15 protein-coding genes are annotated in these 16,227 nt (G+C 57.9%); 3 read left to right on the top strand and 12 right to left on the bottom strand.

Annotation, left to right across the window (positions count from 1 at the left end; translation table 11 throughout):
• Positions 1 to 282 precede the first annotated feature (282 nt).
• A complete protein-coding gene (locus ACFSOZ_RS35155) occupies positions 283 to 1,254 on the top strand; it encodes a fatty acid desaturase (protein WP_379105852.1) in 972 nt (323 codons plus the stop codon).
• Entirely contained in the window at positions 1,251 to 2,153 is a 903-nt protein-coding gene (locus ACFSOZ_RS35150) for a class I SAM-dependent methyltransferase (RefSeq protein ID WP_379105850.1), read from the top strand. The genes ACFSOZ_RS35155 and ACFSOZ_RS35150 overlap by 4 nt, the downstream gene beginning before the upstream one ends.
• A 51-nt stretch (positions 2,154 to 2,204) precedes the next feature.
• Here ACFSOZ_RS35150 and ACFSOZ_RS35145 read toward each other — a convergent pair whose 3' ends face one another.
• The 11 genes from ACFSOZ_RS35145 to ACFSOZ_RS35095 all read right to left on the bottom strand — a co-directional run bounded on the left by ACFSOZ_RS35145 (position 2,205) and on the right by ACFSOZ_RS35095 (position 14,226).
• Complete coding sequence (locus ACFSOZ_RS35145) at positions 2,205 to 4,706, bottom strand: hypothetical protein (RefSeq protein WP_379105848.1); 2,502 nt, start codon at positions 4,704 to 4,706, stop codon at positions 2,205 to 2,207.
• Positions 4,703 to 5,635, bottom strand: coding sequence for a hypothetical protein (locus ACFSOZ_RS35140; RefSeq protein WP_379105847.1), 933 nt, complete (start codon positions 5,633 to 5,635; stop codon positions 4,703 to 4,705). The genes ACFSOZ_RS35145 and ACFSOZ_RS35140 overlap by 4 nt, the downstream gene beginning before the upstream one ends.
• 4 nt (positions 5,636 to 5,639) lie before the next feature.
• Positions 5,640 to 6,263, bottom strand: a complete 624-nt coding sequence (locus ACFSOZ_RS35135) for a class I SAM-dependent methyltransferase (protein ID WP_379105845.1) — start codon at positions 6,261 to 6,263, stop codon at positions 5,640 to 5,642.
• Positions 6,264 to 7,283 carry a glycosyltransferase family 2 protein gene (locus tag ACFSOZ_RS35130; protein ID WP_379105843.1) on the bottom strand — a complete coding sequence of 340 codons (1,020 nt, stop codon included), beginning with the start codon at positions 7,281 to 7,283 and terminating at the stop codon, positions 6,264 to 6,266.
• Positions 7,284 to 7,715: 432 nt separating this feature from the next.
• On the bottom strand, positions 7,716 to 9,011 hold the full coding sequence (locus ACFSOZ_RS35125) for a class I SAM-dependent methyltransferase (protein WP_379105841.1): 1,296 nt from the start codon (positions 9,009 to 9,011) through the stop codon (positions 7,716 to 7,718).
• 22 nt (positions 9,012 to 9,033) lie between these two features.
• A complete protein-coding gene (gene rfbD / locus ACFSOZ_RS35120; protein WP_379105840.1) occupies positions 9,034 to 9,915 on the bottom strand; it encodes a dTDP-4-dehydrorhamnose reductase in 882 nt (293 codons plus the stop codon).
• A complete protein-coding gene (rfbB, locus tag ACFSOZ_RS35115) occupies positions 9,912 to 10,982 on the bottom strand; it encodes a dTDP-glucose 4,6-dehydratase (RefSeq protein ID WP_379105838.1) in 1,071 nt (356 codons plus the stop codon). Before rfbB ends, rfbD begins: the two co-directional genes overlap by 4 nt.
• A 22-nt stretch (positions 10,983 to 11,004) precedes the next feature.
• Complete coding sequence (rfbC, locus tag ACFSOZ_RS35110) at positions 11,005 to 11,559, bottom strand: dTDP-4-dehydrorhamnose 3,5-epimerase (RefSeq protein WP_379105836.1); 555 nt, start codon at positions 11,557 to 11,559, stop codon at positions 11,005 to 11,007.
• Complete coding sequence (gene rfbA, locus ACFSOZ_RS35105; protein ID WP_379105834.1) at positions 11,560 to 12,441, bottom strand: glucose-1-phosphate thymidylyltransferase RfbA; 882 nt, start codon at positions 12,439 to 12,441, stop codon at positions 11,560 to 11,562.
• Positions 12,442 to 12,572: 131 nt separating this feature from the next.
• On the bottom strand, positions 12,573 to 13,598 hold the full coding sequence (locus tag ACFSOZ_RS35100) for an NAD-dependent epimerase (RefSeq protein ID WP_379105832.1): 1,026 nt from the start codon (positions 13,596 to 13,598) through the stop codon (positions 12,573 to 12,575).
• A gap of 37 nt (positions 13,599 to 13,635) precedes the next feature.
• The gene (locus ACFSOZ_RS35095; protein ID WP_379105830.1) at positions 13,636 to 14,226 is read right to left on the bottom strand and encodes a biotin transporter BioY; all 591 of its coding nucleotides are present in this window, start codon (positions 14,224 to 14,226) and stop codon (positions 13,636 to 13,638) included.
• 123 nt (positions 14,227 to 14,349) lie between these two features.
• Between ACFSOZ_RS35095 and ACFSOZ_RS35090 the strand changes: the two genes are divergently transcribed.
• On the top strand, positions 14,350 to 15,258 hold the full coding sequence (locus ACFSOZ_RS35090; RefSeq protein WP_379105829.1) for an MBL fold metallo-hydrolase: 909 nt from the start codon (positions 14,350 to 14,352) through the stop codon (positions 15,256 to 15,258).
• A gap of 35 nt (positions 15,259 to 15,293) precedes the next feature.
• Here ACFSOZ_RS35090 and ACFSOZ_RS35085 read toward each other — a convergent pair whose 3' ends face one another.
• Positions 15,294 to 16,214 carry a phosphorylase family protein gene (locus ACFSOZ_RS35085; protein WP_379106625.1) on the bottom strand — a complete coding sequence of 307 codons (921 nt, stop codon included), beginning with the start codon at positions 16,212 to 16,214 and terminating at the stop codon, positions 15,294 to 15,296.
• Positions 16,215 to 16,227: the final 13 nt, after the last annotated feature.

Below are 16,227 nucleotides of genomic sequence, written 5' to 3'. Positions count from 1 at the left end.
GCGTTATCAGCGTCGATCTCATTTGAATAGCCGCAACATGTCAATTCCGGTCGAATCGGGCTTGCGCGGCAAGTTCGGCATCCGTGCCAGCTTACGGAAAGGTGCACCAAGCTTCCGCTCAACGCCGCGGCAAACGCCGACACCAAGTTGCGGCGGGCCTCTATTGATCAGGCCGCCTTCGCGGGCAGGCCGAAAATTCGATTTTGAAGTTTTGAAGATTGGACAGGCGAAGTTTGTTCAGGCTAAAGAGGTGCCAAATAACGCCGTTTAGGGAGCACAGGCATGAACGTCGCTCATCCGAAGGCTCATCTCTATTCGTCGAATTTGAAGGAGATAAGGGTCCCCGAAGAATTGCTCCAGCGCAGCACGTTCTGGATAGTCGCCTACGCGGCAAAGCCCTTCATATTGATCATGCTTGCCATGCTGGCCGGTCTGATGATTGGCCCCCTCTGGGTCGCCGTGCCTGTCGCGGCACTGCTTCTTCTGGCCGCACAACGTCATTTTCAGACGCTGATTCATGACGCCGCGCACTATTTTTACAGCCGGAACCCATCAAGGAATGACACCTTGACCAACTGGCTTGCGGCCGGGTGGATCGGCATGGAAGTCGCGAGATATCGCAAGATCCACATGAAACATCACGCACACAATGGGAGCAAGGATGATCCCGAGCATGTCAGCTTCGCGACGGTGAGCGCCGACGGCGGCCTCGCCTGGATGATCGCCCGCTACATCCTCGGCCTGGAATCTGTGCGTCTCTTTCTTAAATATTTCGCGAAGTCGGACGCTCCTGCAAAGAAGTCGGATACCCCTGCAAAGAAGCAAGGCGGTTCATCCGGCAAGCTCTGGTCGATGAAGCATATCTTCGCCTGCCAGCTTGTCCTGGCCACTGTGATGGTTGTTTCAGGGCTATGGTGGGAATATGCCGCCTGGCTATACCTTGCTGTGACATGGAACCCACTGCTCAGCCGCCTCCGTTTTATGGCCGAGCACCCAGGCGAGGACGATATGACTGTGACCACGCTGGCGACCGTTCTTGAGAACACCTACTTCGCTCCGCAGAGCTTCAACTACCATCTGGAGCACCACGGCTGGCCGATGGTTCCTCCCTATCGGCTGTCGAAAATGCACCGATTCCTGCGCGAGGAGGTGCGCTTTTACGATGATCGCGGTGAGCTCCTGTCGCCCAGCTATATCGGGAAGCTCTTGGAATTGTCCCACGATCGCAACGAGCCGAAAGGGATCAAGATTTGAGCGACATCTGCCTGCTGTGCGCCGCCGAACACAAACCCGGGCAAATGTCGCCGATCTACACCTCGATCGCAGACTATGAATACGCGGTTCCGCGGCAATCCAACTATTTCGAATGCACGGATTGCGGGTTTGTGATGCAGATCCCGAAGGTGCCTGCGGCCGAGATTCCGTCTCTATATCCCGACGACTACCTGGCCTATTCGAAGCCAAAGAGTTCGGTGTTCGGCGCCTTGAAACGCGCGGTCGTAGCTCGCGACGCCAGGAAGGTGCTGGCTGTTGCGAAAGCGCCCGCTCCTCGCATCCTTGAGGTCGGCTGCGGTAACGGCTCCCTCCTGGAAAGCATCCTGGAAATAAATCCGAAAGCGTCCGTGTGCGGTATCGACATCAAGGATCTCGGCCTGAGCGCCAACCCACGCATCGACTTCCACCTTGGCCAGATCGAGGAAGTGGACCTGCCGGACGGCTCGTTCGATGCGATCTATTGCTCAAACCTGATTGAGCATGTCGTCGATCCCGTTGGGTTCATCGAGCATATGCGGCGGCTATTGCGGCCTGGCGGCGGCGCGCTCGTCATCACGCCGAACCATCTGTCGCTCGATCGATACGTTTTCGGGCGGCGTTGGGGAGGATATCACTATCCCCGCCACCTGACGTTGTTCAACCATCGAAACGTCGTCACGGCGATGAGGATTGGTGGGCTGGAGACCGAGCGCGTATCCGGCGCCTATGCGTGGTGGGCAATTTCTCTCGCCAACTCGCTGTTCAAGGAATCGGCTCGGCGCGGCCGCGGGGTCATGCATACGGCTCTGTCGGTGATGTTCCTGCCACTGGATCTGGCCATCAACCTGTTTCGGCCGCATGGGTCAATGACCATCAAGGCGCGACGCCCGATTAACTGAATCTTGCGTCGACCAATGCCTGAGTTCGGCGAGTCATCTCCGGGCGACCAATTACCCAGTGCCTGTTCGTGGCCTGGAAGTTCTACCCGTCAACGCGATCAGGAGAATGACTGAGGCTGCAAAGCCGGCGAGGCAAAGCTCCAGCGTTTTCAGCAAATGACTGCTGTCGTAATAGAAACGAATCTTGCCTGGTCCGTTTACCTCGACGGCAGGGAAAAAGTCCAAGAATTTATCCAGTTCTACCGGTCTCCCATCCAGCGTGGCTCGCCAATATTTATTGGTGCGAATGGGGAAAACGACCCATCCATGGACTGCACCCGAATAGTCCACTGTCAGGTCATCCGGTCGATACGTCGCGAGGCGCACAGGACCAAAATCTGCTTCCGGTTGTCCGCTCAACCCATTCACATAATAGCCGGAACCTGAAACCGAGTGATTTTCAATAACGCTAATGCCCGGCTCGACCGACGCGATCGAGAAATTTTGGGGAAGACCAATTTTCTCGACAATCTTAATTATTGGCATGCCGGGAAATACCTTCGACCCAATCTGATAAGTTGCCCCTGCAACGGTTTCGAAGGCCCAGGCGCTGAGTGGCTTCTGGCTATCGGGTTTGGTCATTGAAATGACGTATCGATACGTTCCGGCTACAAGCGGCACGTCTTGACTGAAACCAAAGGTGGCAAACTGGTTGTTACGCACCGCCTCCGGCGGTATTTCGGCATGAGCCACCAGGCTTCCATCTTTGTAGAGATCCAATGTCAAGGCCGAAGGGGCATAATCCTGATCATAGGTTCCGAATAACACCTGCGCGTTCGTGGCGCTAAATGGTTTGTCAATCAACAAGTCGCCTTGAAGGGCACCACTGTTGAGGGCGGCAGTGGGTCGCTGGTCAGTTCCAACGGTTTCATAAACCGCCGAAGTACAGCCTTCTTTACCAAGGATGAAGCGAACAGCGGCATAGACAATATCACGGCTGGAGAAATTAATGTCGGAGCACTGAAACATGGAGGCCGTATATGACACCTCATGAGAAGGCACTATGTCAGTAGCAATCTGCTTTTGAGCGTCGGTACGAAAACCGTGAGCAAACAATTCCGGCAATCGATAATTTGACAAAGATCCTGAGAAAAGGAAACTTTCGTCCGCAACAACGCTTTGACCCGGAAGTATCTTGGATAAGACATAGGATATCGACGGCGTATCTGGAAAAAACGTCTCAATATCAGGCCTCGCATTAAATTGCCTGAAGGAATATCCAAGATTGATCGATTGCAGAAGGCATATCAGTATTACAATATGTAACCTGTAAGTCTGTTCAAATTTCGTCGGCAATATACAATCTATGGAGTACGACGACAATATGGCTGCCGACAGCCCGAACAATAGCGTCACTCTATTCCAACCATTGTAGTCAAATGTTGGAATTAGCCTCACTAGGCTGGCCGGCGCCGCGCCGAATGCAGTCGCCATAGTGAATATGGCCAAGAGCAATCCAAAAACGGCAAACAGATTGGGTTTCCTGAAAATAAAATATAGAGCAAGAAGGGTGAGAACTGCGGCGGGTATCCCCGCCGAAAACGTCCGCTCGACGCCAAGATGATTGCTAAAATCGAATCCAAACATGTTAACGATGTCGTAGGGCGTGAATATCGTTCCGCCCGTTCGGATCGACAAATCGGTTGTATCGAGAATGCCTTTAACTTCCAAAAGGCCGGGAAGGGCAAGGAACGCGCCTGCAATGCCTGCGCATCCCAGCCCGATTGCCCGCCTGACCATAGTCTGATTGACGCCGGTGCTTCTGAGTTCGACAGCAAGGACTACGATCCCCAGCATCAAGGACGAGATGCCTCCTAGGAGGGCCACAAATGGGAAGCCGGCCAGGGCCATCAAGGCTACGCTGAGAGTGAACCCCAGGGCCCAACTCAAGCGGCCTGTTTGCCAGTACCGAAGCTGGGAGGCGAGAACCCACGGAATAAGAGCGCTGGTTGTTAGATGCGGCCAATGCGCCCAGGCGATGTTGAAACCGCAAAATGCAAACACCATGGCGCCGAAAATCGCGGCCACACGATTTCTGAACATGAAAAACATCAGAAAATACGCGCCGAAAGCAGCCAGGAGATAATTGGCCAGAATCGCGAACGTGTATCCCATGGCCTCATTCGGCGTGAGGGCGTAAACGAGAAAGGGTATTGAAAGGCCTTCGTAAATCGACGCCTGGATGCCAGCGGCCCCCAGTTGATGGAGAGGGTTCCATAGCGGGATGTGACCTTCCCGCAACTCTCGCCTGAACTCCCGCCAGTTTGGGAGCCGATGATCCAATGCGTCGGAACGCTCTAGGTTGACAAGCGGAGAGTCGATCCCGGCATTGTCCCATCCCGGATAGGACAACAGCAGATCCATCGGTGCCAGCGTTTGCCGAACAGGGTTCACGCCCACGATCCCCAGCACGAGAGCGAAAAGAAGCGCCATCGAGACGGCATGCCGCAAAAATGAGGGCTGTCTCAGCAAGGGTTTGTTTTGCGTGGATGTTTCCGTCATTAGCACATTCATGCGCTTTTCCGCTTTCGCAATATCAACGCCACAAAGGCGATCAGGCAGTCTCCAAGAACGGTGACGAGCCGGTTGCCGAGAGCAACCGCGGTAGCCGATGGCGGCGGCAGACCCGCGGCGGTAAGCCCCATGATCAGGACGGCCTCGCGCACGCCAAGCCCGCCCGGCGCTCCCGGAACGACAAAGCCAATGAGCCAGGCCGCGGCTCCTATGCCGATCAACTCCGCCATTTGCCCCCCATCGTTCAGCGTCCTGAAAAGCGCAACGATCAGCAACCCATTGCCAATGAAAAACAGTACATAGAGGACAAAGGCTTCGGCAGATACGACAAGCGCCCTGCCCCCGATGTCCGCCATCCTGAAGCGGAATAAAAGTCCCATCCCGATCGCAAGCGCCAAAAGACCGGCGGTGATCAATCCCATTGTCAAAGCAGGATTGTCGGGACCATACCGAGCATATGCACCTTGGAAAATCGGCCACGCCAGCAATACGCCCAATGCCCCGGCGGCAAGAACAGTGATGGACAATTCCCCTATCTGAGCAACGGCAAGCGCCCTGTTCGATGCCCCGGCACTGCGGGCAAGGGCAAAACGGCCAACCATATGCATCACATTGCTCGGCAGGTATTTGTAAATCTGCGTCCTTCCAAAAATGCCGAGCGCACGGCCCAATCCAAACGACGGTCCATCGACGAGAACCAGGAAGCGGTACCAGGCGATGCCGACCAGCTGCAGAATGACGGCATAAGCGATTGCGCAGCCCAATATGGCGATCAAAAAGAGTGGCGAGATGAGGTGTCGTTGCAGATCACCGAAGGAGCGATGGATCGCCAGCCCCACGAAGACAAGCGCTGCAAGACTGACGGCCAGACCCCCAAGGCGAACTATGGACTTTAGCTTGCTGCTTTTGGCCGGCGGTGCCGTCTGCATTGTCTCAGTCACAGCGGCAAAGGACCATGGTCCAAGGAAACGGCTTGCTGACCTGGACGATCTTGAGAGACTTGCTTAGCAAATTGACAAAAGATGAGGATGACCAGTGATTGATATGGCCTGGCGTATTTCCAAGGTCTGTTATATATTTTCCCCTGGCAATATTAAGCACTCGCCAGATCGGCTCTCGCGGCACGCTGACAAGAAGATATGGTTTTGCCAGCGATTTGAGCACAGATAGCGCTTGCTCTGTATTTGGAACATGCTCGAGGACTTCACAGCATATCACCAATTCGGCGGAATCCCCTTCCGGCCTCAGGTCGAAAAGCGAGCGGGTTTCAAATATCGGAGCCATACCGCGCTTGGCGCACTGCTGATTGGCCTCCGAAACACTGACAGCTTCCAGGTCACTCCCACGGACATTCCACCCCTGATCATGAAGACGAATAGACAAATTTCCTTCGCCGCAGCCAACCTCGTAGGCATCGCGAACGCCTGTCTCGGCCGTCATCATATCGAAGTTGCTTAGAAAGCCCTGCATGAGGTATCGAGCGATTGGATTCTGAGTATTGTACTTGTCGTAAAAGTTACCCGGAACGTTGTCGTAAGCCAGCGGCGTTTCAGTCATCTATATTGCTCCGCCTATATTGTCTTTCTTAAACTTTGGCTCTTTGTGCTCCAATGCAAATGACCGGATACGGGCCCTGCCACCATACTCTTGCTGCAATTGCCTGATCCTGATTTCCTCAAGCAATTGCCGATTGACTGCAATCAGTTCGGAAATGACGCCACTCATGGCGAGGATGCCGGCAAGCGCAAGCAAGGCGCTGGACAAAACGAGCGACTGGATGTTGCCACTACCTTCGCCCATCCAGTAGTGGAAAAGGAACCGGATGATCCCGATCAACCCCGGTGTGGCGACGACAGCCGCACATACCGAGAAGAAGCGCAGCGGGCTATAGACGACAAAAATCCTCACAACCGTTATCAGGGAGCGCCGCACATAGCTTGGTATGCTCTTGACCAGCCGCGAGGGCCGGAGATCGCCGTTCACGCGGATCGGTATCGAGGTAATGGGAATGTTCCGGCGTCCCGCCTGGATGATCGTTTCCAGCGTATAAGTATAGCGGTTGAAGACATTGAGCTGTATCGCCGCGTCGCGGTGAATGGCCCGGAAACCGCTCGGCGCGTCGGGAACCGTCGTGCCGCTGGCAATCTTAACAACGAAGCTTCCAAGCTTCTGCAGAAATTTCTTGATGGGCGAAAAATGCTCTATCTCACTGATCGGCCTTGCGCCGATGACGATCTGAGCTTTTTTTTCCAATATGGGCCGGACGAGATCGGGAATGCAGGAGGCATCGTACTGGTTGTCCGCGTCGGTGTTGACAATTACATCGGCGCCTAGTTTTAGCGCGGTTTCAATACCGGTCATGAAGGCTTTGGCAAGCCCCTGGTTGTGGGGCAGTGAGACCACGTGATCCACGCCGTTTTCCCGGGCAACCTCGACCGTGCGGTCGGTGGAGCCATCGTCGATTACGAGCCATTCCACTGTATCGAAGCCCGCGACCTGACGCGGGAGATCAGCAAGCGTGACAGCGAGTGTCCCCTCCTCATTCAAGCATGGGATTTGAATAATAAGCTTTGACAATCCACCCTCTTTTCTCGAGATCGATCAGCTGCCGTCTTCGCTATGGACCTAGAGAACTTTACTCCCGCGCGCTACCTGCTTTGGCAAAATAACCTGTTTTTGCAGCTGTCAACAACGGTGCGGGAGGGCTCAGGGCGGCGCTGAATTGATGGCCTTCACAGCGAATTCACCCTGGGAGGCCATGAATGCATGGTTTCGGTCACGACTCCCCCAGGGGGCTCGCACACACCTTCAGACTGCGCACCCGGAAATTCGAGGGCTTGGCAGGCGGAGTGCTTGATCGGTCCGGGGTGCATCCCAAACGCCACAAGCTGGAACGATCAGTCGTCGCGCGAATGAAAAACATCCGGCGATTTGACGTTGCGCCGATTCTGAAGAAACGGATTGATGATGGAGAGGCCAGCACTGCCTATCTCCACTTCGATTTTGGTCTCAACGAAAAACCGTGGCGACCATCTTCAGCAACCACCTGACATTCCCGGATAGCGCTCGCAGGGGTCCAGTTATCCGCCAACTCGTCGAGTGCTTGAACTCCTCGAGCGCAGCCGTCACCGCTTGGACTCGTGCGATCTCGGTGTCGCGCTCGGCCTGCAGCGCGCTTGCCGTCGTACGCGCAACCGATATGTCTGCCTGCAAGACCTGGATCTCTTGAACTCTCTCGGCGAGATGTGCCCTCATTTGAGCGATCTCGTCGTTGCCGCTCCGGACCTGCTCGCGTGTTTCGGCTATCTCGTGGGAGAGTTCCTCTATGCGCGCCGCGCGGCTCGTCACCAACGCCCTGTTGGTCTCAATTTCCTCTTCCATGGTCGTCGACGTCAAGGACCATGGATTTCCGGTTTGATCGAGCGCTTTGTTTGTCGTGCCGCCAAGAGGGATCATTCCCTTGTCGGCGATCGCAACCCGGCCTTGCACATTGCGAACCCCGAGAGCATTTTCCTGGCTTGGTCGCTTGGTCACAATACAGAGCGAGTTCAAAAACTCCACGGAATGAATGGATGCCAGCGAAGCTTCCCCGAATACGATTTTATACCTATCGGAGAAAGTGGCTAAAGCATCCGCTCGAAAGCGAGACAGTCCCCAATGCTCATGGTTGACCACATCGAGCAGGCGCTTGAAGAACGAAATCGACGAAAGAGGATCATAGAGACCGCCCTCGAATTCCTGCCAGTAGCTGCAATGTAAATCTTCCGCTATGTAAACCCCTCCATCAGAAAGATGAGGAAAATAGCGGGCGAAAGAGCGCACTATGTCTGATGATGTATGCGATCCGTCATCAATTATTATGTCGAATGTCGCGGATTTTGCAACAATTTTTCTTTCTATCTCATCAGTGTTGGCATCGCCGATAACCACAGCGATCTTCTGATCGTCGAAGACCAGACCGCTGCAGGCCATATCGATATCGCAGCCAAGAATGAGCTCCGAATTCGGGAAATATCGCGGCCAGATTTCGAGCGAACCGCCATTTTGAACGCCAATTTCCAGCAGCCGAACCGGCCTGTTGCGATAGTTCAAAAGAATCCGGTCATATGCGTCCAGATAGGAAGACCACTTGTCCGACACCTTGCCGCTATGGGCATCGTACAGGTCGCGAAGTGAAGGGGCGCGCGCTCCAAGCGGTGCGGCATTCGCCTTGGCCCGGACGCTCGGTGGCATCTCGCCGACCGCCTTAGGGTCGACCGCCAGTGGGCCGGCCTCTGCATTTTCCGGCGATGGGAACTTCTTCATGCTTCAATGCCCATCCCGTCTCTCAGACCAGGACACGACGCGCCACTGTTTCCGTCGATAGCCGCCAGTCTGGCGCATTCCATCCGAAGACAGAGGCAAATTTCGCGCTCGATAGCCGGGAATTGGCGGGGCGTCGTGCCTTGGTCGGATAGTCCATCGTAGCAATGTCCCGTACCCGCGCCCAAGGGCCACCAGACACTCGGCTTGTGTCCAGGATATGGCGGGCAAAGCCGCTCCAGTTGGCCTCGCCTGTGCCGGCCAGATGATAGACGCCGAACGCAGCGAAGCGCTTGTCGCCATGCAGCATCGCCGCCGCATGCAGGACTGCGTCAGCGATATCAAGCGCGGAGGTGGGGTTTCCCCACTGATCGGCGACCACGGCGATTTCATCCCGGTCGGCGGCAAGCCGCAGCATGGTCTTGACGAAATTCTTGCCGAACGGGCTGTAGACCCATGCCGTGCGCAGGATCAGATGGCGCGGATTGGCGGCTGCCACCGCCTGTTCGCCGGCAAGCTTGGAGGCGCCATAGACGCTTTGCGGGGCGGTTGCGTCGGTTTCGACATAGGCACCGGAAGCGCTGCCGTCGAAGACATAGTCGGTTGAAAGATGGATGACGGGAATGCCAAGCCGCGCCGCGGCTTCGGCCACCTTGCCGGCGCCGACAGCGTTCACCGCAAATGCCAGATCGGGCTCATCCTCGGCCTGATCCACGGCCGTGTAAGCGGCAGCCGACACGACGATATCGGGCTTCGCCGCCGCAATGGCGTCGATGACGGTGTCGGGTTTTGCCAGGTCGAGCTCCGGACGGCCAATGGCGACGACTTCCACGCCGGCGCGCCCCTGGCCGGCCTCCAGAAGGCTTGCCACAACCTGGCCTTCACGTCCGGTGACAACGAGCCTCACGCGACCCCCTTGCGCGCTTCGCCCAATCTTTCACCAGCATAGTGCTGTTCGCGGATCGGCCCCCACCACCATTTGTTGTCCAGGAACCAGTCAACGGTTCTCGCCAGACCGCTGTCGAAGTTCTCGTTGGGCGCCCAGCCGAGATCCCGGCCTATTTTCGATGCATCGATGGCATAGCGGCGATCATGGCCGGGACGGTCGGTGACGAAAGAGATCAGGTCGCGATAGCTCTTGCCGCCGGCACGGGGACGCCTGATGTCAAGCAGATCGCAAATCGTCTCGACGACGCTCAGGTTTGTCCGCTCCGAATTGCCGCCGACATTGTAGCTCTCGCCTGGCGTGCCTTTGGTGGCAACCAGTTCCAGCGCGCGCGCATGGTCCTCGACGAACAGCCAGTCACGCACATTGGCGCCGGCGCCATAGACCGGCAGCGGCTTTTCGTCGAGCGCGTTGAGGATGACCAGCGGGATGAGCTTTTCGGGAAAGTGATAGGGCCCGTAATTGTTCGAGCAATTGGAAAGCACGACCGGCAGACCATAGGTTTCGTGCCAGGCCCGCACCAGGTGGTCCGACGCCGCCTTCGAGGCGGAATACGGCGAAGACGGCGCATAAGGCGTCTCCTCGACGAACATACCGCCATCGAAAGGAAGATCGCCGAACACCTCATCGGTCGAGACGTGGTGGAAGCGGAAGCGGCTCTTCCTCTCTTCGGGCAGGCCGCGCCAGTATTCCAGGGCGGAATTGAGGATCCGGTAGGTGCCGACAATATTGGTTTCGATAAACGTGCCTGGTCCGTCGATCGAGCGATCGACATGGCTCTCGGCGGCGAGGTTCATGACGATGTCGATATCGTCTCGGCGGAGAATGTCGAGCACCGCCCTCTCGTCGCATATATCGGCATGAGCAAAGCGGTAGTTGTGCGCATTCTCGATCGGCCTCAGCGAGGCCAGGTTGCCCGCATAGGTGAGTTTGTCGAGATTGGTCACGCGATAGGCCGGGTTGGCGCACAGATGCCGGCACACCGCCGAACCAATGAAGCCGGCACCGCCTGTCACTAGAAAATTCATGCTGCTGTCCTCATACAACCCCTCAAGCAAACACCTCAGCGGCGGCCAGAACCGGCGCCTTGAGGTCCTTGTCCGAAAGCTGGAACCCGCCAGCCAATGTCGGCCAGTCGATGCCGATGGCAGGATCGTCGAAACGGATCGAACGGTCGTGTTCGGGCGAATATGTATCAGTCACCTTGTACAGGACTTCGGTGTCGGGCACGAGCGTCACGAAGCCGTGCGCAAAGCCCTTTGGCACCAGAATCTGGTTGCCCTTTTCAGCGGTAATTTCGAGCGCAACCCATTTTCCGAAGGTTGGCGAACTACGGCGAATGTCGACCGCGACGTCCAGCAGTGCACCCCGGAGGACACGCAGCAGCTTGTCCTGAGCTCGCGGCGCAAGCTGGTAGTGCAGCCCGCGCAGCACCCCTCCCGCGGCGGAGTAGGACTGGTTGTCCTGTACGAAACGCAAGTCTATGCCGGCCTGCGAAAAGCGCTCGGCCTGATAGGTTTCGACAAAGAAACCGCGGGCGTCGCCATGTCGTTTCGGAATGATTTCCAGCACGCCTTCGATGCCAAGGGACCTGACCTCCAGCATTTACTCCTCCAACCGCTCGACGACACGCCGGCGCAGGTAGGCGGCATACTCGTTTTTTCCCAGGAGGGTGGCGCGCCGGATGACGTCGTCCGCCGTCAGCCAGCCCTGTTCGAAGGCGATTTCCTCCGGGCAGGCAACCTTGATGCCCTGGCGATGTTCGATCGTGCGCACGAAGGAGGACGCTTCGTGCAAGCTGTCATGGGTGCCGGTGTCGAGCCAGGCGTAACCGCGCCCCAACCGGTGCACATGCAACTGGCCACGATCGAGATAGACGTTATTGACCGCCGTGATCTCGAGTTCGCCACGCGCCGACGGGCGGATCGCGGGGGCGATGTCAACGACATCGTTGTCATAGAAATAGAGACCGGTGACAGCCCAGTTGGATTTCGGCTGGGCTGGCTTTTCCTCGATCGTCAGGGCGGTTCCGGTGACCTTGTCGAAGGAAACGACACCATAACGCTGGGGATCCTCGACATGATAGGCGAACACCGAAGCCCCCGTTTCGCGCGCCGCCGCCGCACGGCAGAGCTGCGACAGGCCTTCGCCGAAATAGATGTTGTCGCCCAGGATCATCGACACGCTGTCCTTGCCGATGAAATCACGGCCGATGATGAAGGCTTCCGCAAGTCCGTTGGGCTGCGGTTGCTCGGCATAGGACAGATCAAGCCCGAAGTTCGATCCGTCGCCAAGCAACTCGCGGAAAACCGGCAGATCCCGCGGCGTTGAAATAATCAGAATTTCGCGGATACCCGCGAGCATCAAAACGCTCAGCGGATAATAGATCATCGGCTTGTCGTATATCGGAAGGATTTGCTTGGAGACTGCCAATGTTAGCGGATAAAGACGCGTTCCACTGCCTCCAGCAAGGATAATTCCTTTCAAGCGGCTCTCCTTGACATGCCGAAACCCCCAGCCCTGACATAGGCCGCTCGTGCTTAGGTTCCATGCAATGGCTTGTCAATCTCGGCGCCTGACAAACGGCCGGACTATTTGGCGCCAAGATGCGACCTCAGCTAGGTCTGTCCAAAATACGCCTGGTACCAGTCCACAAACCGCCCTACCCCTTCGGTCACCGTCGTCACCGGGCGGTAGCCGACCGCCTGTTCCAGCGCCGATGTGTCGGCAAAGGTATCGGGCACATCGCCGGCCTGCAGCGGCAGCAGTTCGATGATGGCTTTCCTGCCAAGTGCGTTTTCCAGCGCCTCGACATAGGCGGTCAGCTTCACCGGTTTGTTGTTGCCGATGTTGAAGATGCGCCAGGGGGCGCTACTCGTGGCCGGATCCGGACGGCTGGAGTCCCAGGCGGCATTGCGGGCAGCTGGGATGTCGCTGGCCCGCACGACGCCTTCGGCGATATCATCGACATAGGTGAAGTCGCGCGTGTGGTTGCCGTTGTTGAACAGCTTGATCGGCTCGCCGGCGAGAATGCTTCTGGTGAACAGGAAAAGCGCCATATCCGGGCGCCCCCAGGGACCATACACGGTAAAGAAGCGAAGCCCGGTCGTCGGCAGCCCGAACAAATGGCTATAGCTATGCGCCATCAGCTCGTTGGCGCGCTTGGTCGCGGCGTAGAACTGCAGCGGATGATCGGCCGGCCGGTGCTCGGAAAACGGCATGTCGGTGTTGGCGCCGTAGACACTCGAGGTGCTGGCATAGGTCAGGTGCGCAACGGCGCTGCTGCGGCAGGCTTCCAGCATGTTGGTGTAGGCGATGATGTTGCTTTCGACATAGGCATGCGGGTTTTCCAGGCTGTAGCGAACCCCGGCCTGGGCGGCGAGATGGATCACCCGGTCGAAGGCGTGGTTGGCAAAACAGCCATCGACCACGCTTTTGTCGGCGAGATTGCCGCGGATGAAATGATAGCCCGCATTGGTCTTGCGGCTCGCCTCCTCCAACAGCCGCAGCCTCGCTTCCTTGATCTGCGGATCGTAGTAGCTGTTGACGTTATCGATGCCGACAACCTCGTCGCCGCGCTCCAGCAGGCGCTTCGCTACGTGATAGCCGATGAAGCCGGCCGCGCCGGTGACCAGAACCTTCATCCGAAGCGCCCGTCCGGTCCTCGATCGCTCCCGGGGTTCAGCCGCGCTTCAGCAGCGACCACACGGCCGGCACCAGGCTTGCCGCCAGGGCAACCTTGATCAGATCGCCGACGATGAACGGCACGACGCCGAACTGCCACGACTTTTCGGGGCCGATCAGCAGCGCCAGCCAGGCAAAGCCCATGGCCATCATGACGACTTCGGCAACCAGCATCGCGTTGAAAAGCTTGATCGGATGGCGGTCCCAGCCGCGATCGGCGGCCCAGCCGACAATCGCCGCCATGACCACGAAACCGCAGAGATAGCCGCCGGTCGAGCCGAGCATGTAAGCAATGCCGATGCCCTTTTCCGGGGTGCTCTGGAAGACCGGAAAGCCCATCGCGCCCTCCGCCATGTAGAGCAGCAAGGTGGCGACGCCGAGACGCATGCCGAAGGCGGCGGCGATCAGCAATACGGCCAGCGTCTGCATCGAAATGTCGACCGGCCCGAGCATCACCTTGGTCTTGGCCGACAGGGTCAGCAGCAGCGTTCCGGCGATCGCCAGGAAAAGCTGCGTTGCCAGCCGCGCCGCGCCCTTCTGCGGCAAAGCCAGAGACACAAGCGGACCCATCGTCGTTGCAATTGCCATGATATTTCCCCAATCCGATCGCCGCATCTTATGTTCGCGGCCTCGCGTTCTCCTATATTGGCTTGCGTGTTATGCGGCAATCGGTTTTGCCGTCTCCTCGAACAAAGCACCGATGCACCTGCCATGGCTCTCAAATTCGACACCGGCTTCGACCCCGTCTATGGCCAGGGGGTGAGCGTCGCGCCGGATATCCAGCGCATCACGGCCCGCAATCCAAGCCCCTTCACCTTTCACGGCACCAACAGCTACATCATTGGCCGCGACACGCTGGCGGTGATCGATCCGGGGCCGGATGACGAGGCGCATCTGCAGGTGCTGCTCGACGTGATCGCAGGCCGGCCGGTCAGCCATATCTTCGTCAGCCACACGCATCGCGATCATTCCCCGCTGGCGGCCCGGCTGAAAGAGCGCACCGGCGCCGCCGTACTGGCAGAGGGACCGCACCGCCCCGCAAGACCCCTGCATATCGGCGAGACCAATGCGCTTGACGCCAGTGCCGACACGGCTTTCGTTCCCGATGTCGCATTGCCCGACGACAAGGTGATCGACGGCGACGGCTGGTCGATCAGGACGGTCCTGACTCCGGGCCACTCGGCCAATCACGCGGCATTCGCGCTGGAAGGAACCGGGATCCTGTTTTCGGCCGATCATGTCATGGCGTGGGCGACGTCCATCGTCGCGCCGCCGGATGGGGCGATGGCCGACTATATGGCTTCGCTGGACCGGCTGATCGAACGTGGAGACCGCTTGCTGCTGCCCGGACATGGCGGACCGGTGACGGCACCACGCGGTTTCATGCGGGGGTTGAAGACGCATCGCAGGATGCGTGAGCGCGCCATCCTGGAGCGGGTCCGAGCCGGCGACCGGACGATCACAGACATGGTCAAGGCGATCTATCGCGATACCGACCCGCGGCTGCATGGCGCTGCCGGCTTGTCGGTGCTTGCCCATCTCGAGGACCTGGTGGCGCGCGGTCTGGTCGTGACAGACGCCGCACCGGCCATCGACGGCATTTTCAGGCCGGCTGGCTAAGATTTCGGCACGAGTTCAATCTACACCCTCATACATTAGAAACGGCTGGAACGCCCTGCTGGTTGAGGCGACTTCAAGCCCTGGCAAGAGCATTCAGGATTGGCAGGAAGCCGTGCCGCGGTCTCCAGCGCTACCCGCGAGGCTGTCATTGAGAGGTTCGGCAACACGTCCTCCTGCAGAAGCTGCTGCCGATTACGGTCCATGTAGTCGTTGAAACCTGCCGTCACGAACGCACAGGGCACGAAACACGCGCCGATCTCTCGCGACAAGGTCGCCTCAGGGGCGATCGAATGATTGAGCACATCCGCTCCCATGCCTCGAAACGCCAAGGCTTCGGCCGGAGTGGTCAGGCGCGGCCCGTAACAGTGGGCCGCGACCAACTGCTGTTCGATGCCATGAACGCGGAATTCGGCTGGCCAATGACGGCGGGCCGTTTCGGCCAGAACTGCCGCACATCTTGGACATACGATCTGCTTGCCGGAGCAGTCGAAGCTCTGACGGCCGGGAAGGAGTGAAAACGGGGTCTGCGTCAGTTCGATGATATCGGCGTTCACCACCATGTCGCCGGGCTTGATCGCCTTGTTAACGGCGCCAATGGTCGAGCAGGAGAGGACTTGCCTTACACCCGCCTGCATCAAGACCCAGAACGCGCGGCGATGGCAGGAATGGTCGATATGGTCGCGCGGATTGCCGTGCGAATACATGCACAAGGCACGTTTCGCTTTGCCTTCGGCTGTAATCGACGCATCGAACTCAAGCAGCTTCCAGTTGTCGGAACGACCGAAAGGCGTTTCAAAACTCATGTCGCGCCGCAAGGTGCGCACGCCCTCGAATTCGACATCTTCCGGGAAGGCAAGCCCCCAGTTTGCCGAGCCGGTGATGATCGCCAACCCGACCTGGGGAATGTCGGTTGATTGGTCCGCCGGAGCACCGGCTGCGCGATGATTTGTGGGCATGTTTCCAGTCTCG

The organism is Mesorhizobium newzealandense (assembly GCF_042682145.1).
Lineage (GTDB): Bacteria > Pseudomonadota > Alphaproteobacteria > Rhizobiales > Rhizobiaceae > Mesorhizobium > Mesorhizobium newzealandense.
This window is presented reverse-complemented; position numbering and strand designations above follow the sequence as displayed.